This window comes from Achromobacter sp. AONIH1 (genome assembly GCF_002902905.1).
Taxonomy (GTDB): domain Bacteria; phylum Pseudomonadota; class Gammaproteobacteria; order Burkholderiales; family Burkholderiaceae_B; genus Achromobacter.
Genome location: NZ_CP026124.1, coordinates 4,222,287 through 4,240,724 on the forward strand (window position 1 = coordinate 4,222,287; position 18,438 = coordinate 4,240,724).

The following is an 18,438-nucleotide window of genomic DNA, read 5'->3' on the forward strand; positions in this document are numbered from 1 at the left end:
GCAAAGCCGGCTCCGCGCGACCCGGCGGAGCTGAGCCACGGCCTGCGAGACGGGGGGGCGGTGCTTTCCATAACTGAACGATGCAATAACATGTCCATCCGAATCCTTCTTGTCGATGACCACACGCTGTTTCGCTCGGGCCTGCGGCTGCTGTTGCAGCGCCAGCCCGATTTCGAGATCGTGGCCGAGGCCGGCGACGGCGTCGAGGGCCTGAAGCGGGCCAAGGAACTCAAGCCCGACGTGGTGCTGCTGGACCTGAACCTGCCGGGCCTGTCCGGCCTGGAAACGCTGCAGCTGCTGGTGCAGGACCTGCCTTCCTGTGCGGTCATCATCCTGACCGTCTCGGAAGAGGCCGACGAGCTGGGGCAGGCGCTGCGCGACGGCGCGCGCGGCTATCTGGTCAAGAACATCGACGCCGAGGCGCTCACCAGCGCGATCCGGCGCGCGGCGGGCGGCGAGCCGGTCATCGCGCAAAGCATGACCGCCAAGCTGGTCGAGCAGTTCCGTGGCCAGGCCCAGGCCGGCGCGCAGCCGGCGGGGCAGGGCGAGCGCCAAAGGCTGACCGCGCGCGAGACGCAGATCGTGCAGTATCTGGCGCGCGGCGCCAGCAACAAGGTCATCGCGCGCGAGCTGGACGTGAGCGAGAGCACGGTCAAGATCCATGTGCAGAATGTGCTGAAGAAGCTCAACCTCACCAGCCGCGTGCAGGTCGCCGTGTACGCGGTGGAACACGGGCTGCACGTCGAGGAATGAGCGCGCGGCGCGCGCGCCCGCCGGCGGACTGATGCGCCGCAAACGCCGGCCCGCCGCCGTTTGATCTGCGACAAGGCCGCGCCCGGCACCGGCCCCTAGACTGGCCGGCATGCAAACGCGAACCTCACCCATGGAACTGGTGGCTCCGGCCGGCAGCCTGGCCGCGCTCAAATCCGCTATCGAAGCGGGCGCGGACACGGTCTACCTGGGCCTCAAGAACGCCACCAATGCCCGCAACTTCGCCGGGCTGAATTTCACCGAAAACGACATCCGCGCCGGCGTCGAGCTGGCCCATGCGCGCGGGCGGCAGGTCCTTTTCGCCATCAACACTTTCGTGCAGGCCGGGCGCGGCGAGGAATGGCGCGCGGCGGTGGACGCGGCCCATTCGCTGGGCGCGGATGCCGTCATCATGGCCGACGCGGGCCTGCTGGGCTATGCCAGCGACCGCTATCCCGACCTGCGGCTGCACCTGTCGGTGCAGGGCTCGGCCACGCACGCCGACGCCATCGAGCTGATGAAGGAGCAGTTCGGCATCAAGCGCGTGGTGCTGCCGCGCGTGCTGACGCTGGCCGAGATCGCCCGCATCTGCGGACAGGTCAGCGTCGAGGTCGAGGTGTTCGGCTTCGGCAGCCTGTGCGTGATGGCCGAGGGCCGCTGCCTGCTGTCGTCCTACGCCACCGGCGATTCCCCCAACAACAAGGGCGTCTGTTCGCCCGCGCACGCGGTGCGCTGGGTGGAGGACAAGGGCCGCATGGACGCGCGCCTGAACGGCATCCTGATCGACCGTTACGAGCCGGGTGAGCCAGCCGCCTATCCGACGCTGTGCAAGGGTCGCTTCAAGGTCGATGGCGCCGACGACCACGCGCTGGAGGAACCCACCAGCCTGAACGCCATCGGCCTCTTGCCCCGGCTGGCCGAGATGGGCGTGTCCGCCGTCAAGATCGAAGGGCGGCAGCGCAGCCCGGCCTATGTGACGCAGGTGGTGTCCACGCTGCGCGCCGCGCTGGACAGCGCGCACGCCGACGCCGCGCGCTTCTCTCCGCGCCCCGAATGGAACGCCATGCTGGCGCGCCATGCCGAGGGCTCCCAAGTCACCCAAGGCGCATTCGAACGTCCATGGAAATGAACGCAACCCCGGCATTTAGCATCTCCGTCGGCCCCTTGCTGTATTACTGGCCGCGCCAGCAGACGCTGGACTTCTACGCCGACCTGGCCGACGGCCCGGCCGACATCATCTACGTGGGCGAGACGGTGTGCAGCCGCCGCCATGAACTGCGCGCCGAGGACTGGCTGGACCTGGCGCGCGACCTGCGCGCCACCGGCAAGACCGTGGTGCTGTCGGGCCGCACCCTGATCGAGACCGGCTCCGAGGCCGGCGCGCTGCGCAAGCTGTGCGAACAGCAGGACTTCCTGATCGAGGCCGGCGAGGTGGGCGCGCTGCGCCACCTGGGCGGCCGTCCCTTCGTGGCCGGGCCGCACATGAACGCCTATCACGGCGGCACGCTGGACTGGCTGGCCAGCCGTGGCGCGGTGCGCTTCGTCGCGCCGCTGGAGATGGACAGCGCCACGCTGGCGCGCCTGCTGGCGGAAAAACCCGCCGCGCTGGAGTGCGAGGTCATGGTGTGGGGCCGCATGGCGCTGGCGTTCTCGGCGCGCTGCTTCACCGCCCGCCATTTCCGGCTGAAGAAGGACGACTGCGGCTTCCGCTGCATCGAGCATCCCGACGGCCTGGACCTGCGCACGCGCGAGTCGCGCGACTTCCTGGCCATCAACGGCATCCAGGTGCAGTCGGCGGCCTGCCTGGACCTGCTGGACCAGGCGATGGAGCTGGCCGTGATGGGCGCGCGCGTGTTGCGCGTCAGTCCGCAATCGACCGGCACGCAGGCCGCCATCGCGGCGCTGGACGCCACGCGCCATGGCGCGCCGGCGGCCGAGGTCGCGCCGCCCGCCGGCATGGAACGCTGCAACGGCTATTACTACGGCCACGCGGGCATCGACCTGTTGCGGGAGCCGGCATGAACCTGAGCCTGCCCGCGCCGCCCGCGCTGCTGGCCCGGCTGGGCCGCAAGCTGCCGGCGCCGCTCGTGTCGCTGCACTTCACCGCCGGGCTGGAGCTGGCGCGTCGCTTCAAATGGCTGGCGCCGCCGGCCGAGCTGGATGGCCGGCGCTTCGCCATCACCGTCGAGGACCTGGGCCTGCGCAGCTGCTTCGCCGTGCGCGGCGGCGCGTTCCGCCCCGTGTGGGACGGCGCGCCGGCCGAGCTTGAACTGGGCGCCAGGCTGGCCGACTTCCTGGCGCTGATGCGCGCGGACATGGACGCCGACACCTTGTTCTTCCAGCGCCGGCTGCGGATATCCGGCGACACCGAGCTGGGCCTGATCGTGAAGAACTGGCTGGACGCCTCGCCGCGGCCGGCCTGGCTGGACAAGCTGGGCGCGCTGGGGAGGCCGCAAGCCTGAGGCCGGGATGGGCGGCTGGCATGACCGCTGGCGGCGCGGGGGCTTGACGCGTCCGCGCCGCCAGTCGTGCTATATCCTCGGGCCGACACCGCAACGGAGCACAGCATGAGGATATTGATCGTGGGCGCCAGCAAGGGCCTGGGCCGCGCCCTGGCCGAAGGGCTGGGGCAGGACGCGGAAATGATCATCGGCGTATCGCGCAAGGCGCCCACGGACCTGACGGTGGCGCCGTCCTGCGCGCTGCGCTGGATCGAGGCGGACCTGTCCGACCCCGAGGCCGCCGCCGCGCGCATCGCCGACCAGGCGCCGGCCGAACTGGACGCCATTCTCTACAACGTCGGCGTGTGGGAAGACAAGGCTTTCACCGACGATTACGACTTCCTGGCCGATTCGCCGCAACAGATCGCGCGGCTGCTGGACATCAACATCACCGGCACGATCCTGCTGTTGCAACGGCTGATCCCGCGCCTGCTGGGTCGCGCCAAGCCGCAGCTGGTGCTGACCGGTTCGACCTCCGGATTGCCGCGCAGCGGCCGGCCCGAAGTGGCGTTCGGCGCTTCCAAGGCGGCGCTGTCGGGCATCGCCGACGCGCTGCGCGAGCGTTTCCGGGCGCAGCGGCTGGCGGTCACCTGCCTGCAGCTGGGCTACCTGAACACCGAGGACGGGCTGGCGGTGGCGCGCGATGACGCCAGCCGGCGCGGCGAGGGCACGCTGGCGCCGGTGCACGATGTGGTGGCGATGGTGCGGGCGCTGCTCAGCCTGTCCGATGCTGCTTTCGTGCGGGAACTGGTGCTGCCGGCGATCCTCGACGAACGCTTCTGAGGCCGGCCGCTCAGAGCCGCCCCGTCTCCATCGCCCGCGCCACCCGCGACAGCGCCAGGCTGGCCGCGAAGTACAGCGCGGCCACCGCCAGGTAGACCTCGACGTGATAGGGCCGCCAGGCCGTGCCGGCCACCACGGCCTTGGCCGCGCCCAGCACGTCGAACACGCCGATGATGCTGACCAGCGAGGTATCCTTGACCGCGCCCACGAATACGCCCAGCGCCGCCGGCGCGGCGATGCGCCGGGCCTGCGGCCAGATCACGGCCTGGTAGGCCAGGGCGGAGCCCATGCCCAGCGCGCGGGCCGCCGCCATCTGGCCCGGTGGGATGGCCTGCAGCGCGCCGCGCAGCACCTCGGCCAGCAGGCAGGCGGTGTGCAGCGTCAGCGCGGCCAGCGCCATGCTGAACTTGGACACGCCGCCGCCCAGCAGCATGGGCAGCACGAAGGACGCGAACAGCAGTTGCGTCACCAGCGGCACGCCGCGCACGGCCTCGATCAGCGTGGCGGCGGCGAACGAGCCGGCGGGACTGGACGAGCGGCGCAGCAGCGCCAGACCGGCCGCCAGCGGCACGGCGGCCAACAGCGCCGCGATCGCCAGGATCAGCGTGACCAGCAGGCCGCCCCAGCGCAGCGGGCCGATGGCCTCGCCGCCCCAGGGCCAGCCGGACAGCGCGCCGGCGGCAAGCGCCAGTGCGGCGATGGCGACGCCGGCGCGTATCCGTCCGGACAGCCGGCCCGCGCCCAGCGCGACGGCGACCGCCAGCAGCAGCGCGGCGCAGGCAACCAGGGCGGGGCCGCGATGCGCCGGCTGCATCGCGCCGAACAGCAACAGGGGCAGGTTCTCGCCCACGGCGGCCCAGCAGGCGCCGGCGGCTTGCGCGCAGGCCGCCGCGTCGCCGCGCCAGACGGCGTTGAGCAAGGCCCAGTCGGCGAGCGAACCGGCGGCGAGCAGCGCCGCCAGCAGCACGGCCGTCCTGGCCAGTCGCCGCGTCCAGCGTCCGCCGCCTTGCCCCGCGAGGGCGGCAAGCAATGCCGGCCGTTCGCCCAGGCGCGCGCCGTGCAGATCGCCCGGACCATGCCGGGCGCAGCGGGCGTTCCACGCGGACAGCGCGCCGCCCAGCGCCAGGGCCAGGCCCAGATAGGCCGCCAGCGCCAGCGAGATGCCTTCCAGCGCCAGGCCGGTCTGCGTGATGGCGGTGTTGATGACGGCCATCAGGTCCTGGTAGCCGATGGCGATGGCCAGCGTGCTGTTCTTGATCAGCGCCAGGCACTGGTTGGCGTAAGGCGGCAGCGCCACGCGCGCGGCATTGGGCGCGACCACGAGGCGCAGGATGTCCGGGCGCGACAGCGCCAGCGCCTGTCCGGCCTCGACCAGCCCCGCTGGCACCGCGCGCACCGAGGCGCGCACGATGTCGGCGATATAGGCGGCATGGAACACCGACAGGCCGATGACCAGTGTGGCGAATTCGATGCTGGGTTGCCAGCCGCCTTGCAGGCCCAGTCCGCGCCGGACTGGCAGTTCGACGATGGGCGCGGGCAGGAGGGTCCAGGCGAGCAGCAGGCCGGCCAGCGCCAGCCAGGGCGCGACGCGGATGAGCAGAACGCGTCTACGATGCGTGGGGCCGTCCATCGCGAGCCGCCGGCGTCGAATCGCCCAGCCCGCGATCAACATGGCGACAATCAGGCTCGCCGCTTGTGGCAGCCAGCCGTGCAGCGCCGGCAGCGCCAGTCCGCGATTGGACAGCAGCACCGACGGCAGCGGTTCCCAGGCCTGGCGCGCGTCGGGCAGGCGCAGCAGCAGGCCGTACCAGACGAAGAGCTGCAACAGCACCGGGGTGTTGCGCAGCGGCGCGATGATGACGGCCGCCAGCCGCGACGCCACCGGCTCGGGCGACAGGCGCGCCAGGCCCAGCGCCACGCCCAGCAGCGTGGCCAGGGGCAGGGCGGCCAGCGCCACCGTCAGCGTGTTGACCAGGCCGGCCGCCAGCGACATCCAGTAGGGATCCTCGGGCAGCACGTCGAGCAGGCTTTCCGAGATGCGAAAGCCCGAGGCCTGGAACAGGAAGCCGAAGCCGCCGTGCACGCCGCGCGCGGCCTGTACGGATTCGATCTGCAGGGCCAGCAGCGCGGCCAGCCCGCCCAGGCCCAGGATCCAGGCCAGCGCGGCGGGCCAGCGGCGCGGCGCGGCCGGCAGGGCGAGCGCGCTCATGGCGCGCCGCGTCCGATTCGCGCCGCCGGCGCGCGCCGGGCAGCGCCAGCGCGCGTCATTGGAACGGCGGCGAGTACAGCAGGCCGCCCTGGTTCCATTGCGCGTTCAGGCCGCGCTCAAGCTTCAGCGGCGTGGCCGCGCCCAGGTTGCGGTTCCAGACCTCGCCGTAGTTGCCCACGGCCTTGATGGCGTTGCGCGCCCACTGCTCGTCCAGGCCGAAGCTCTTGCCGATGCCGGGCTCCGCGCCCAGCAGGCGGCGCACCTGCGCGTCCGCGCCCTGCGCCTGGCTGTCGGCGTTGGCGGCGGTGACGCCCAGTTCCTCGGCGGCCACCAGCGCGTTGACGGTCCAGCGCACGATGGCGCTCCAGTTGGGATCGTCCTGGCGCACGAAGGGGCCGAGCGGCGACTTGTTGATGCGCTCGGGCAGGATCACGAAGTCATCCGGATTGGCGGCGCGCGCGGCGCGGCTGGCGGCCAGCGTGGAGGCGTCCGACAGGTAGACGTCGCAGCGGCCCGCGTAGAAGGCCTGTTCCAGCTCCACCAGGTTCTCGATCACGACGGGCCGGTACGACAGCTTGTGCTTATTGAAGTAGTCGACCAGGTTCTGTTCGTTGACGGTGCCCGGCTGCACGCAGACCTGCGCGCCGTCCAGTTCGGCGGCGCTCTTGACGCCCAGCTTCTTCGGCACCATGAAGCCCTGGCCGTCGTAGAACACGATGCCGGCCGAGACGATGCCCAGGCCGGCGTCGCGGCCCGAGGTGATGGTGGTGTTGCGGTTCAGCACGTCGATCTCGCCGCTTTGCAGCGCGGGAAAGCGTTGCTGCGAACTGAGCGGCACGAAGCGGGTCTTGGACGCGTCGCCCAGCACGGCGGCGGCCAGCGCGCGGCACAGGTCGGCGTCCAGGCCGGTCCAGCGGCCCTGCGCGTCGGCGATGGACAGGCCGGCCGAGCCCTGGCTCACGCCGCAGACCAGCTCGCCGCGCTTCTTGATGGCGTCCACCGTGGGGCCGGCCTGCGCCGCGCCCGCCATGGCCAGCGCCGCCGCCGCGACCGTCGTGGCCTTGATAAGGAAATGGATGCCGATGCGTCGTGCCTTCATACCTGTCCTGTATTCGTCGTATGCAAGAAAGGCATGCATTCTAGGTGTGGCCGCGTGGGAATCGAGCGACTGTCTCGTCATATGGATATGAGCACTAAGCCTTATCGTTATCGTGTTCACGTCCCTACAATTCCCTGCATCCGAGGCCCGTTGCACGTGGCGGGCCCGCCGGCGCTGGCGCCGGTTTTTATCGTTGTGGAGCAGATGGCGCATGCGTTGGCAGGATGAGTTCAGGCAGTTCTTTCCCATCACCCGGGACCGCGTCTACGCCAACATCGCCTACACCAGTCCGCTGTCGCCCAGGGTGGCCTCGGCGGTGGCCGATTTCTTCGACGGCATCGCCCATGCGCGCAGCGACAAGCCGGGCTGGCTGGCCGATGCCGACGCGCTGCGCGCGCGCCTGGCCCGGCTGATCGGCGGCGACGCGCGCCGGCTGGCCTTCACCAAGAACACGACGGAGGGGCTGAACACCGTGGCCCAGGGCCTGCCCTGGCGCGAAGGCGACAACCTGGTGGTGGACGACCAGGAGCATCCTTCGAACGCGCTGCCGTGGCTGAGCCTGCGACGGCGCGGCGTGGACGTGCGCGTGGCCTCGTCGGGCGGGCATCGCTACACCGTGGACGACATCTGGGCGCGCGTGGATGCGCGCACGCGGCTGGTCGCGCTGTCCTGGGTGCAGTACGCCACGGGCCTGCGCAGCGACATCGCGGAGCTGGGCCGGCGCTGCGCGGCGCGCGACATCTGGCTGGTGGTGGACGGCATACAGGGCGCCGGCCTGCTGCGCGCGCGGGTCGACGACTGGGGCGTGGACGCGTTCGCCTGCGGCGCGCACAAGGGCCTGCTCGGCCCGCTGGGCGTGGGCTTCCTGCATCTGTCGCCGGCGCTGCTGGACGCGCTGGATCCGCCGTACCTGGGGCCGTCCGGCGGCCTGTCGCTGGACAAGTCCGGACTCGAGTGGCGCGTCGCCGCGCCCGACCGCCAGGACGCGCGGCGGCTGGAGACCGGCAATCTGAATTACCCCGGCATCGCCGGCTGGGCCGGGGCGCTGGACCTGATCGAGCAGGCCGACCCGGCGCGCATCGAGCCCTGGGCGCTGGAATTGTCGCGCGCGCTGGCCGACGGCCTGCGCGGCCTGGGCCTGGACGTGGTGTCGCCGGCCGACGCGTCCATGCGCAGCACCACCACGGCGCTGCGCCTGCCCGATCCGGCGGCCGCGCTGGCCCATCTGGCCGAGGCCGGGGTGGTGGCCAGCATTGTGGAGTATGGTTACGTGCGCCTGTCATTGGGCGCCTATAACAACCACGAGGATGTGGACCGCATCCTGCGCGCCGCGCGCGGATGGGTCTAGTGTGCTGTCCCGTAGATACGCCCGCACGAAATCCACCCCTAGCCGCCATGGCGTCGTTGCAAATCCTCGTGATACCTACGGGTATCACTGCGGTTTGCGCCTAGCCCTGACGCCTATGGATGAATTTCGTCATGCGGACGTACCTACGGGACAGCACACTAGGAAAACCTTTCGCATCAACGCAATCGTTCCGAGGAGAAGCAGATGAGCGACAGCAAGAAACCCAATTGGCGTCTGGAAACCGTGGCCGTGCATGGCGGCTACCGGCCCGACCCCACCACCCGCGCGGTGGCGGTGCCGATCTACCAGACCGTGGCCTACGCGTTCGACGACACGCAGCACGGCGCCGACCTGTTCGACCTGAAGGTCGCGGGCAATATCTACACCCGCATCATGAACCCGACCACCGACGTGCTGGAACAGCGCGTCGCGGCGCTGGAAGGCGGCATCGCCGCGCTGGCGCTGGCCTCGGGCCAGGCCGCCGTGACCTACGCGATCCTGACCATCGCCGAGGCGGGCGACAACATCGTCTCGTCCAGCACGCTGTATGGCGGCACCTACAACCTGTTCGCCCACACGCTGCCGCAGTACGGCATCACCACGCGCTTCGCGGATCCGCGCGATATCGGCTCGTTCGAGAAGCAGATCAACGAACGCACCAAGGCGATCTTCGCCGAGTCCGTCGGCAACCCGCTGGGCAACATCACCGACATCGCCGCGCTGGCCGAGCTGGCGCACCGCCACGGCCTGCCGCTGATCGTCGACAACACCGTGCCCTCGCCGTACCTGCTGCGTCCGATCGAGCACGGCGCGGACATCGTGGTGCAGTCGCTGACCAAGTACCTGGGCGGTCATGGCACCAGCCTGGGCGGCGCCATCATCGACTCGGGCAAGTTCCCCTGGGCCGAGCACAAGGCCCGCTTCAAGCGCCTGAACGAACCCGACATCAGCTATCACGGGGTGGTCTATACCGAGGCCTTCGGCCCGGCCGCCTATATCGGCCGCGCCCGCGTGGTGCCGCTGCGCAACACCGGCGCGGCGATCTCGCCGTTCAATTCCTTCCAGATCCTGCAGGGCATCGAGACGCTGGCGCTGCGGGTGGATCGCATCGTCGAGAACGCGGTCAAGGTCGCCGGCTTCCTGCGCGAGCATCCCAAGGTCGAGTGGGTCAACTATGCCGGCCTGCCGGATCACCCCGACCATGCGTTGGTGCGGAAGTACCTGGGCGGCAAGGCGCCGGGCCTGTTCACCTTCGGCGTGAAGGGCGGCCGCGAGGCCGGCGCGCGCTTCCAGGACGCGCTGCAGCTGTTCACCCGCCTGGTCAACATCGGCGACGCCAAGTCGCTGGCCACGCACCCGGCGTCCACCACGCACCGCCAGCTCAATCCCGAAGAGCTGCAAAAGGCCGGCGTGCGCGAGGAAACCGTGCGCCTGTCGATCGGCATCGAACACATCGACGACCTGATCGCCGATCTGGACCAGGCCCTGGCGCAGGTGTGACGATGGCGATGATGCAACGCAGAACCCTGCTGAAGCTGGTGGCGGGCCTGCCCGCCGTGGCCGCCGCGCCCGCGCTGGCGGCCGGCAGGCAGGGCGCCGCCGGCAAGGACGCCGGCGGCAAGACCTATGTGCTGGCGCATGGCTCCTGGCATGGCGGCTGGTGCTGGCGGCCGGTGGCCGAGCGCCTGGCGGCGGCAGGCCACCGGGTGTACGCGCCCAGCTATACCGGCATGGGCGACCGCGCCCACCTGCTGTCCCGCAGCATCACCATCGATACCTTCGTCGAGGACCTGGTGCAGGTCATCCAGACCGAGGAGCTGAACGACGTGATCCTGGTGGGCCACAGCTTCGGCGGCATCCCGATCACGGGCGTGGCCGATCGGATCCCGGAACGGCTGGCGCACCTGGTGTACTTCGACGCGATCGTGCTGCAAAGCGGCCAGAACGCGTTCTCGGTCTATCCGCAGGCCGACGCCGACGCGCGCATCGCGGCGGCCTCCAAGGCCACCGACGGGCTGGCGGTGCCGATCCCGGATCCGATTCCCGCGGCCTGGGGTTTCAAGGAAGGCAGCGCCGACCACGCCTGGGTCAAGCGCCGCCTGACCGCGCATCCGCTGGCCAGCTACACCACGCCGCTCACGCTCAAGCATCCGATCGGCAACGGCCGGCCGCGCACCTACATCCATTGCACCCAGCCCGAGCTGGGCGTGCTGGAAGCCTCGCGCAAGCTGGTCAAGTCGCAGCCGGGCTGGAACTGGGTGGACCTGGCCGCGCCGCACGAGGCGCACATCACGCATCCGGATCAGCTCTCGGCCCTGCTGCTGGGCCTGTCCTGAGGCGGGAAGGGCCGGCCCTTCCGCTCAGACGGCGCCGGCCTGGCGCTTGCGGCAGGCCGAGGGCGCCATGCCCTCGGCGCGCTGGAAGGCGCGGCTGAAGGCCGCCTGCGACTGGTAGCCCACGCGCTCGGCGGCTTCCTGGATGCCCGCGCCTTGTTCCAGCAGCCTGCGGGCGGCGCGCATGCGCAGTGCCTGCAGCAGCTGGGCGGGCGTGGTGCCGCTGTGCAGCGTGAAACGGCGGTGGAAGGTGGCCTTGGACATGTGCAGCCGGTCGGCCATGTCCTGCAGGCTCCAGGGCAGCGCCGGCTCGGCCAGGATGGCCTGCAGCAGCCCGGCCATGGCCGGGTCGCGCGCCAGCACCAGCAGGCCGTGCGCTTGCGGATCGCGCGCCGCCAGATGGCGCAGCATGAAGAAGATGAGTAGGTCCGTCAGCCGTTCCACCACCAGCGGCGAGGCGGCCGGATCGGCGGTCTCGTCCAGGATCAGCTGGAACACGCCGCGCGCGGCGGCATAGCGCGCGTCGCTGGCGCGCAATAGCAGATAATCGGGCAGGGCGTCGGCCAGCAGGCCGTCCAGCCCGGAACGGAATTCGAAGAAGCCGCAGGCCAGGCCGGTGCCATCGGGCTGGCGCGGTTCCAGCGGCTGCATGCCCCGGGACGGGGCGGCGGGCGGGGCGCCGGCGGGCATCAGCGTGTGCGGCAGGTCGCGCAGGAAGAAGATGCCGTCGCCGGCGGCCAGCGCCAGGCTTTCGGTTCCCAGGTCCACGCGGCAATCGCCGTGCAGGATCAGGTGGAAGCTGGCGCGCGCGCGGCCGCTGGTGCTGGCGTTCCAGGCGCCGCAATACTGGCCCAGGTGATAGAGGCTGGAGCGCACGTCCAGGCTGGACAGCAGCAGCGCGTCGGCGGCGGATCGGTCGTGGGCGGGTTGGGACAAGGCGTTGTGGACCGCCGGACCATCTGATATGGTCGCGGCGCAATAGCAGTTTGAGAGGATGATGCGCCATGCGCCCGGGTTATAAGTGCATAGCTGAAAGTCGATAAGTTCGAGCATCAAGTTGCGATCAGCGGGCATTGTCGCCCGCCGCCGGGCATACGCACAATACGGTTTTGCCATCCGCACCTGGAGATCCCCATGGCCCGTCTGACCATCCATACCGCGCAAAGCGCGCCCGAAGCCGTCCGTCCCGCCCTGAGCGCCGCCGAACAGGGCGCCGGCTACCTGTCGAACCTGCTGGGCGTGCTGGCCAATGCGCCGGCGGCCCTGGAGGCCTACCAGACGCTGTCGCAGATCAACGCCCGCGCCGGGCTGACGCTGCAGGAGCGCGAAGTGGTGCAACTGGTGGCCGGCACGCGCCACGGTTGCACCTTCTGCGTGGCCGGCCATACGGCGCTGGCCCGCAACAAGGCCAAGCTCTCGCCCGAGGTGGTCGAGGCGCTGCGCGCCCAGGGCACGCTGCCCGACGCGCGGCTGCAGGCGCTGGCCGCCTTCACCGAGGCCGTCATCAACACGCGCGGCCGCGTCAGCGACGCCGAGCTGCAGGCGCTGCGCGAGGCCGGCTACACCGACGGCAACGCGCTGGAAGTGATCGTCGGCGTGGGCCTGGCCACCATCTGCAATTTCGGCAACAACCTGGCGCAGACGCCGCTCAACACGCAACTGGCCGACTACGCCTGGAGCCCCAAGCAATGACGGCGACGCAGGCGCTTACCGATACCGGCGCCCGTTCCTGGCTGCCGGCCGAGCTGCGCGACTGGCTGGACGCGCATGCCCAGGCGCTGGACGAAGGCGCCGAGGATCCCGCCTCGGTCCTGCCCAGGCTGGCCGAGGCCGGCGTGTTCCGGCTGGGCGTGCCCGCCAGCCAGGGCGGCCTGGAAGGCAGCGATGCCGGCGACGCCATCGAGGCGGTGTCGCAGCTGGCCGAGCATTCCGTGGCGGCGGCCTTCGTGGCCTGGGGCCAGCGCGTCTTCATCGAATACCTGCTGCACAGCCCGAACCAGGCGCTGGCGCGCGACTGGACCGGCCCGCTGCTGCGCGGCGAGCTGGCCGGCGCCACGGCGCTGTCCAACGCCATGAAATTCCTCAGCGGCATCGAGTCGCTGCAGATCTCGGCGCGCCAGGATGGCGACGACTGGGTGCTGGACGGCCGCATGCCCTGGGTCACCAATCTGCGCCCGGACGGCTTCCTGGTGGCGGCGGCCGTGACCGCGCCGGACGGCACGCCGGCCGTGGTGGCGCTGCCGCAGGGCATCGCCGGCCTGACGCGCAGCGCCGACCTGCGCCTGCTGGGCCTGCAATCGAGCAACACGGCGGCGCTGGAAGTGAAGGGCGTGCGCATCAGCCCGCGCTGGCTGATCCACGCCGATGCCCGCCAGTACCTGCCGCAGGCGCGGCCGGCCTTCGCCGGGCTGCAATGCGGCCTGTCCATCGGCCTGGCCCGGCGCGCGCTGCGCCAGGCCGCGACGGCGGGGCAGGGGCAGGGCGCGCGCGGCATCCTGGCCGAGCCGCTGGCGCAGTTGCAGGCCCAGGTCGAATACCTGTCGGACCAGCTCATCGCCGGCGTGCGCGAGGGCCGCTACGTGGCCGAGCCCTGGCTGCTGTTCGAGGTCCGCATCGCGCTGGCCGAGGCGGCGCAGCAGGCGGTGCAGCTGGAGCTGCAGGCCAGCGGCGGCGCGGCCTACCTGAAGCCGGCCGGCGATGGCTTCGCGCGGCGCTGGCGCGAGGCCGCCTTCCTGCCCATCGTCACGCCCAGCCTGGTGCAGCTGAAGACCGAGCTGGCCAAGCGCCGCGCCCGGCTGGCCGCCGAGGCGGCGGCATGAGCGGCGACATGAGCGGCCGCGTGCCGGTGCTGCGCGCGCGCGGTCTGACGCTGCGCTATCCGGGCGCCGACGCCGCCGTGTTCCAGGACGTGAACCTGGACCTGGCGCGCGGCGAGGTGCTGGCCGTGCTGGGCGCCAGCGGGGCCGGCAAGTCCAGCCTGCTGCGCGTGCTGGCCGGGCTGCAGGCGCCCAGCGCCGGCGCGCTCGACATGGAAGGCCAGCGGCTGGCCGGCGTGCATCCGCGCGTGGCCGTGGCGTTTCAGGATCCGGGCCTCTTGCCCTGGCTGACGCTGGAACGCAACGTGGCCTTCGGCCTGGACTTCAAGCATCAGCCGGCGCTGGATGCGCGCGAGCGCGCGCGGCGCGTGGACCTGGCCATCGAGGAAGTCGGCCTGTCGCACGCCCGCCAGCTGCGGCCGGCCCAGCTGTCCGGCGGCATGGCGCAGCGCACCGCGCTGGCGCGCTGCCTGGCCCGCCAGCCGGCGGTGCTGCTGCTGGACGAGCCGTTCGGGGCGCTGGACGAGGTCACGCGCGCCGAAATGCAGACGCTGCTGCGCAAGGTGGTGGCCGACGTCGGCGCCGCCGCGCTGCTGATCACCCACGATATCGACGAGGCGCTGCTGCTGGCCGACCGCATCGTGCTGCTGGGCGGCGCGCCCGGCGGCGTGCTGGGCGAATGGGCCGTGGACCTGCCGCAGCCGCGCGCCGACCTGCTGCCCGAAATGGGCGCGCTGCGCCTGGAAATCCTGTCCCGCCTGCGCGGCGCGCTGCGGGCCGGACGCGCGGCGTCCGAACCGGCGGTACCTGTTTGACCCCTCATCAGAGCAAGACACAAGGAGCCTAGGAATGTGCCTGGAACACATGTCGCGTCGCGACTGGTTGAAACTGACGGCGCTGCTGAGCGCGGGCGGGGCGGCGTCGTTGCTGTCCGCCTTCAATGCGCGCGCCCAGGCCGAGCCCGACGCGCCGGTGCGCATCGGCTATCTGCCGATCACCGACGCCGCGCCGCTGCTGGTGGCGCACAACAACGGCCTGTTCGACAAGGCCGGCGTCAAGGCCGAGAAGCCCACGCTGCTGCGCAGCTGGGCGCAGGTGATCGAGGCCTTCATCTCGGGACAGGTCAACGTGGTGCACCTGCTGTCGCCCATGACCGTCTGGGCGCGCTTCGGCAGTCAGGTGCCGGCCAAGGTGGTGGCCTGGAACCACGTCGGCGGCTCGGGCCTGACGGTGACGCCGGAGATCAACAGCGTCAAGGACCTGGGCGGCAAGACCGTGGCGATCCCGTTCTGGTATTCCATCCATAACGTGGTGCTGCAAGACCTGCTGCGCGAGAACGGCCTGACGCCGGTGTCGCGCAAGGACGGCGCGCCGGCGGCGGGCGAGGTCAACCTGATCGTGATGGCGCCGGCCGACATGCCGCCGGCGCTGGCGCAGAAGCGCATCGCCGGCTACATCGTGGCCGAGCCCTTCAATGCGGCGGCCGAGACGCTGGGCGTGGGCAGGGTGCTGCGCTTCACCGGCGACGTCTGGCGCAACCACGCCTGCTGCGTGGTGTTCATGCACGAGCGCGACCTGGAGCAGCGGCCGCAGTGGTCGCAGAAAGTGGTGGACGCCATCGTCCAGGCCCAGCTCTGGATCCGCGACAACCGCGAGGAAACCGCCAGGCTGCTGTCCAAGGAAGGCATCAACCGCTACACGCCGCACGGCCTGCCGGCCCTGAGCAAGGTGCTGGCGCCGCCGCCCGAGGACCGCGAGCGCTACCTGGCCAGCGGCGCGATCCGCCATGGCGACTGGGACGAGCGACGCATCGACTTCCAGCCCTATCCCTTCCCGAGCTACACCGAGGAACTGGTGCGGCGGCTGCGCGACACGCTGATCGAGGCCGACCGGGGCTTCCTGGCGACGCTGGATCCGGCGCGCGCGGCGGCCGAGCTGGTCGACGACCGCTACGTCAGGCGCGCCATCGAGGCCGCCGGCGGATTGGGGCGCTTCGGCTTTCCCGAGAGCTACGTCCGCAGCGAGCAGGTGCAGGCGTGAGCGGGACGCCGTCCACGGCGGCGGGCGCGGCCCCGGCCGCCTCGGGGTCGGGTGCCGTGGCGCCTGCCGCGCGCGCCCGTGCCAGCACTCGGCCGCCGGGACTGGCGAGCCGCGCCGGCCTGGGCGTGCTGGGGCTGGCGGTCGTGGCGCTGGCCTGGTGGCTGTGCACCGCCGTGCTGCCGGCCGAAGGCGCGATGGCGCGGCGTTTCGCGCCCGGCCCGACCTTGAGCGCGCTGGCCATGCTGCTGACGGGCCCGGACCTGCCCGCCCATATCCTGGTCAGCCTGCGCCGCATCGCGGTGGGCCTGGGGCTGGCGCTGGCCGTGGGCGTGCCGCTGGGGCTGGCCATCGGCAGCTTCCGGCGGCTGGAGGCGGCGCTGTCGCCCGCCATGCAGTTCCTGCGCATGATCTCGCCGCTGTCCTGGATGCCGATCGCCGTGATGGCCTTCGGCGTGGGCGATGATCCGGTGTACTTCCTGCTGGCCTTCGCCGCCGTCTGGCCCATCGTGCTCAACACCGCCGCCGGCGTGCATCACCTGGATCCGCGCTGGCTGCTGCTGGCGCAGAGCGTGGCCGCGACCCGCTGGGAAACGCTGCGCCACGTGATCCTGCCGGGCGTGCTGGGCCATATCCTGACCGGCCTGCGGCTGGCCATCGGCATCCTGTGGATCGTGCTGGTGCCCTGCGAGATGCTGGGCGTGTCGGCCGGCATGGGCTATTTCATCCTGGATACGCGCGACCGGCTGGCCTATCCCGAGTTGATGGCGATGGTGCTGTTGATCGGCCTGCTGGGCTTCCTGCTGGACGCGGCGGCGCGGGCGCTGTATCGGCGCTGGAGCCGTTAGGGGCAGGCCGCGACGGGGCGCGTTTCGCGATTCGGGCCATAGCCTGTACGCTATGGCCCCACCCCGCGCGGCGCCCCGGCGGCGCATTCCCATTTCAGGCATGAACCCATGACCATCAGCACGCTTGTCCAGCTCATCGGCCACACCTCGGCAAGCGCCGCGTTGCAGGATTGCATGCTGGGCCTGGGCATGAAGAAGATGCCCAAGGGCGACTCGACCACCCGGGTGCGCACCCAGGACAAGCTGGTGTCGCTGGAATTCGATCCCACCGAGTCCTACATGGGCAGGAATGTCCGGGAGCCCGTGGGCGACGGAGGGTTCACGCTGGAGTCCTTCGACGTGCACCAGGGATACCTGGGGGAGCTGCCCTTCGGCCTGTCGCTGGCCATGGACCGGCAGCAGGTGGACGCGGCGCTGGGTAGGGCCCTGGACGAAGACCCGAAGGCAGAGGTCCAGACCTACCGCCGGGGTGACTTCCTGATCATCGTGTTCTATGGCGGGAAGGGGCGGAAGATCGACACATTCAGGTTCACCCGGCCCAACGTCCATAGCGCCAGGAAATTCAACATCGAGCTTCAGGCTGCTGCCGCTGAAACGCCGGGCGCGGCCGCGCAGCCGCTGTCCGCCCCGGAACTGCTGTCCTTCCTGGGCGCATCGCCGGACGACGCCGCCTTTGGCGCTTGGCTGGACCAGCATGGCATCCACGACCGTCCGCATGCGGCCCCTGGCGTTGACGGCCATGGCGCCGCGTCGGACGAGACGCTGCGCGAGGCGCGCCTGAGCGAGATCGACGAGAACGAGCGGCACGGCGTCGCGTTGATCTACGAAAGCCGGGAAAGCCACGGCCGGCTGTTTTCCGCCGAAGCTGCGGGGCAGGGCTTCGTCCTCAAGCAGGCGGCCTTCTACGGCCCGGGCGTTTCCGGCCGCGCCGGATTCCAGGGCGAGCTTCCTTTCGGCTTGCGCTTCGCCGACGGACCGGCGCAGGTTCGGGAAAAGCTCTCCGCCCCGATCGCCCGCCGCGTGCTGCATGGACTGCCGGCGGAACTCTGGGTCGACAAGGACTGGCATCTGAACATCAGCTACACGGCGGACGCCGGCCGCGTCGCCATCGTGCATGTGCGCAGGCCGAATCGCTACGATCTGGAGATGATCGGCGCCGCTTCATCGGAAGCATCCCGGAACGCGCCCGACCTGGAAAAGTTGAATGCGGCCATCGGCCTGGCCGTGGATGACGCCAAACTGCAGGCGGCCCTGGCGCCGCTGGCGTGGAACCAGGACGCACGGGACGAGGCCGGGCGCGGCGATGAGGTCTTTCGCTACCTGAAGTCCCACGGCCTGAGCCTGTATTTCCGCGATGGCGCGGACGTGGGCACGACCGTTCTTGCCGGCTACCGCGTGAACCGGGCCGGCGACATGGACAGCGCGGGATACCCGGGGCCGCTGCCCTTCGGCCTGGCGTTCTCCACCCGGCTCGAGGACATCATCCCGCGCGTCGGCAGGGATCCGGACGCGCACGGCGTGGCCGAGGACACCGGCTACTTCCTGTGGAATCTTCCCGGCTTCAGGCTGCATGTGCTGTACAGCCTGATTGACTGGCAGGTGTACAGGGTGACGTGTTCCGGGTCCGTGGCGGGATAGGCGATCATTCTTCCATGTCGTTCACGGGGCGGCACTCCTGTATGGCCGCTCAATCCGGGGCAGGCTTGCGCTTCCG

General features: G+C 71.0%; 17 protein-coding genes. 14 read left to right on the forward strand and 3 right to left on the reverse strand.

The features are described from left to right. The first annotated feature begins 90 nt into the window (after nt 1-90). The 5 genes from C2U31_RS19425 (at nt 91) to C2U31_RS19445 (ending at nt 4,034) form a co-directional block, all read left to right on the forward strand. Nucleotides 91-753, forward strand: coding sequence for a response regulator transcription factor (locus tag C2U31_RS19425; RefSeq protein WP_103274274.1), 663 nt, complete (start codon nt 91-93; stop codon nt 751-753). A gap of 109 nt (nt 754-862) precedes the next feature. Beyond that, the gene (locus C2U31_RS19430) at nt 863-1,879 is read left to right on the forward strand and encodes a peptidase U32 family protein (protein ID WP_103274275.1); all 1,017 of its coding nucleotides are present in this window, start codon (nt 863-865) and stop codon (nt 1,877-1,879) included. Then, nucleotides 1,876-2,772: a U32 family peptidase gene (locus C2U31_RS19435; RefSeq protein WP_103274276.1), complete on the forward strand. Its 897-nt coding sequence runs from the start codon at nt 1,876-1,878 to the stop codon at nt 2,770-2,772. Before C2U31_RS19430 ends, C2U31_RS19435 begins: the two co-directional genes overlap by 4 nt. Then, a complete protein-coding gene (locus C2U31_RS19440) occupies nt 2,769-3,212 on the forward strand; it encodes an SCP2 domain-containing protein (protein ID WP_103274277.1) in 444 nt (147 codons plus the stop codon). The genes C2U31_RS19435 and C2U31_RS19440 overlap by 4 nt, the downstream gene beginning before the upstream one ends. A gap of 105 nt (nt 3,213-3,317) precedes the next feature. Then, a complete protein-coding gene (locus C2U31_RS19445) occupies nt 3,318-4,034 on the forward strand; it encodes an SDR family oxidoreductase (protein ID WP_103274278.1) in 717 nt (238 codons plus the stop codon). Between the two features lie 10 nt (nt 4,035-4,044). Here the strand turns inward: C2U31_RS19445 and C2U31_RS19450 are convergent, their stop codons facing one another. Beyond that, entirely contained in the window at nt 4,045-6,243 is a 2,199-nt protein-coding gene (locus tag C2U31_RS19450; RefSeq protein WP_103274279.1) for an ABC transporter permease subunit, read from the reverse strand. Nucleotides 6,244-6,298: 55 nt separating this feature from the next. Further along, nucleotides 6,299-7,342, reverse strand: coding sequence for an amino acid ABC transporter substrate-binding protein (locus C2U31_RS19455; protein WP_199770853.1), 1,044 nt, complete (start codon nt 7,340-7,342; stop codon nt 6,299-6,301). Between the two features lie 211 nt (nt 7,343-7,553). On the opposite strand from C2U31_RS19455, the gene C2U31_RS19460 reads away from it, so the two are divergent. From C2U31_RS19460 to C2U31_RS19470, 3 genes are all read left to right on the forward strand, one after another. Continuing rightward, nucleotides 7,554-8,690 carry an aminotransferase class V-fold PLP-dependent enzyme gene (locus tag C2U31_RS19460; protein WP_103274280.1) on the forward strand — a complete coding sequence of 379 codons (1,137 nt, stop codon included), beginning with the start codon at nt 7,554-7,556 and terminating at the stop codon, nt 8,688-8,690. Nucleotides 8,691-8,894: 204 nt separating this feature from the next. Next, entirely contained in the window at nt 8,895-10,190 is a 1,296-nt protein-coding gene (locus tag C2U31_RS19465) for an O-acetylhomoserine aminocarboxypropyltransferase/cysteine synthase family protein (protein WP_103274281.1), read from the forward strand. Nucleotides 10,191-10,201: 11 nt separating this feature from the next. Next, nucleotides 10,202-11,026, forward strand: coding sequence for an alpha/beta fold hydrolase (locus C2U31_RS19470; protein ID WP_103276459.1), 825 nt, complete (start codon nt 10,202-10,204; stop codon nt 11,024-11,026). 24 nt (nt 11,027-11,050) lie between these two features. Here C2U31_RS19470 and C2U31_RS19475 read toward each other — a convergent pair whose 3' ends face one another. After that, a complete protein-coding gene (locus C2U31_RS19475) occupies nt 11,051-11,959 on the reverse strand; it encodes an AraC family transcriptional regulator (RefSeq protein WP_233772422.1) in 909 nt (302 codons plus the stop codon). A 198-nt stretch (nt 11,960-12,157) separates the two neighbouring features. On the opposite strand from C2U31_RS19475, the gene C2U31_RS19480 reads away from it, so the two are divergent. From C2U31_RS19480 to C2U31_RS19505, 6 genes are all read left to right on the forward strand, one after another. Further along, a complete protein-coding gene (locus C2U31_RS19480; protein ID WP_103274283.1) occupies nt 12,158-12,715 on the forward strand; it encodes a carboxymuconolactone decarboxylase family protein in 558 nt (185 codons plus the stop codon). Next, the gene (locus C2U31_RS19485; protein WP_103274284.1) at nt 12,712-13,842 is read left to right on the forward strand and encodes an acyl-CoA dehydrogenase family protein; all 1,131 of its coding nucleotides are present in this window, start codon (nt 12,712-12,714) and stop codon (nt 13,840-13,842) included. Before C2U31_RS19480 ends, C2U31_RS19485 begins: the two co-directional genes overlap by 4 nt. Beyond that, nucleotides 13,839-14,654 (forward strand): ABC transporter ATP-binding protein, encoded by an 816-nt coding sequence (locus tag C2U31_RS19490; RefSeq protein WP_233772423.1) that lies wholly within the window; start codon nt 13,839-13,841, stop codon nt 14,652-14,654. The genes C2U31_RS19485 and C2U31_RS19490 overlap by 4 nt, the downstream gene beginning before the upstream one ends. Nucleotides 14,655-14,688: 34 nt before the next feature. Beyond that, nucleotides 14,689-15,879: an ABC transporter substrate-binding protein gene (locus tag C2U31_RS19495; RefSeq protein ID WP_103274286.1), complete on the forward strand. Its 1,191-nt coding sequence runs from the start codon at nt 14,689-14,691 to the stop codon at nt 15,877-15,879. Next, nucleotides 15,876-16,724, forward strand: a complete 849-nt coding sequence (locus C2U31_RS19500; protein ID WP_199770854.1) for an ABC transporter permease — start codon at nt 15,876-15,878, stop codon at nt 16,722-16,724. Before C2U31_RS19495 ends, C2U31_RS19500 begins: the two co-directional genes overlap by 4 nt. Nucleotides 16,725-16,832: 108 nt before the next feature. Next, nucleotides 16,833-18,362, forward strand: coding sequence for a hypothetical protein (locus C2U31_RS19505; protein ID WP_103274287.1), 1,530 nt, complete (start codon nt 16,833-16,835; stop codon nt 18,360-18,362). Nucleotides 18,363-18,438 lie beyond the last annotated feature (76 nt).

Coding starts and splice junctions, on each gene's coding strand:
- C2U31_RS19445 (WP_103274278.1), top strand. CDS start 3,318: ATGAGGATATTGATCGTGGGCGCCAGCAAGGGCCTGGGCCGCGCCCTG.
- C2U31_RS19425 (WP_103274274.1), top strand. CDS start 91: ATGTCCATCCGAATCCTTCTTGTCGATGACCACACGCTGTTTCGCTCG.
- C2U31_RS19505 (WP_103274287.1), top strand. CDS start 16,833: ATGACCATCAGCACGCTTGTCCAGCTCATCGGCCACACCTCGGCAAGC.
- C2U31_RS19485 (WP_103274284.1), top strand. CDS start 12,712: ATGACGGCGACGCAGGCGCTTACCGATACCGGCGCCCGTTCCTGGCTG.
- C2U31_RS19480 (WP_103274283.1), top strand. CDS start 12,158: ATGGCCCGTCTGACCATCCATACCGCGCAAAGCGCGCCCGAAGCCGTC.
- C2U31_RS19450 (WP_103274279.1), bottom strand. CDS start 6,243: ATGAGCGCGCTCGCCCTGCCGGCCGCGCCGCGCCGCTGGCCCGCCGCG.
- C2U31_RS19460 (WP_103274280.1), top strand. CDS start 7,554: ATGCGTTGGCAGGATGAGTTCAGGCAGTTCTTTCCCATCACCCGGGAC.
- C2U31_RS19430 (WP_103274275.1), top strand. CDS start 863: ATGCAAACGCGAACCTCACCCATGGAACTGGTGGCTCCGGCCGGCAGC.
- C2U31_RS19455 (WP_199770853.1), bottom strand. CDS start 7,342: ATGAAGGCACGACGCATCGGCATCCATTTCCTTATCAAGGCCACGACG.
- C2U31_RS19440 (WP_103274277.1), top strand. CDS start 2,769: ATGAACCTGAGCCTGCCCGCGCCGCCCGCGCTGCTGGCCCGGCTGGGC.
- C2U31_RS19495 (WP_103274286.1), top strand. CDS start 14,689: ATGTGCCTGGAACACATGTCGCGTCGCGACTGGTTGAAACTGACGGCG.
- C2U31_RS19470 (WP_103276459.1), top strand. CDS start 10,202: ATGCAACGCAGAACCCTGCTGAAGCTGGTGGCGGGCCTGCCCGCCGTG.
- C2U31_RS19490 (WP_233772423.1), top strand. CDS start 13,839: ATGAGCGGCGACATGAGCGGCCGCGTGCCGGTGCTGCGCGCGCGCGGT.
- C2U31_RS19435 (WP_103274276.1), top strand. CDS start 1,876: ATGAACGCAACCCCGGCATTTAGCATCTCCGTCGGCCCCTTGCTGTAT.
- C2U31_RS19465 (WP_103274281.1), top strand. CDS start 8,895: ATGAGCGACAGCAAGAAACCCAATTGGCGTCTGGAAACCGTGGCCGTG.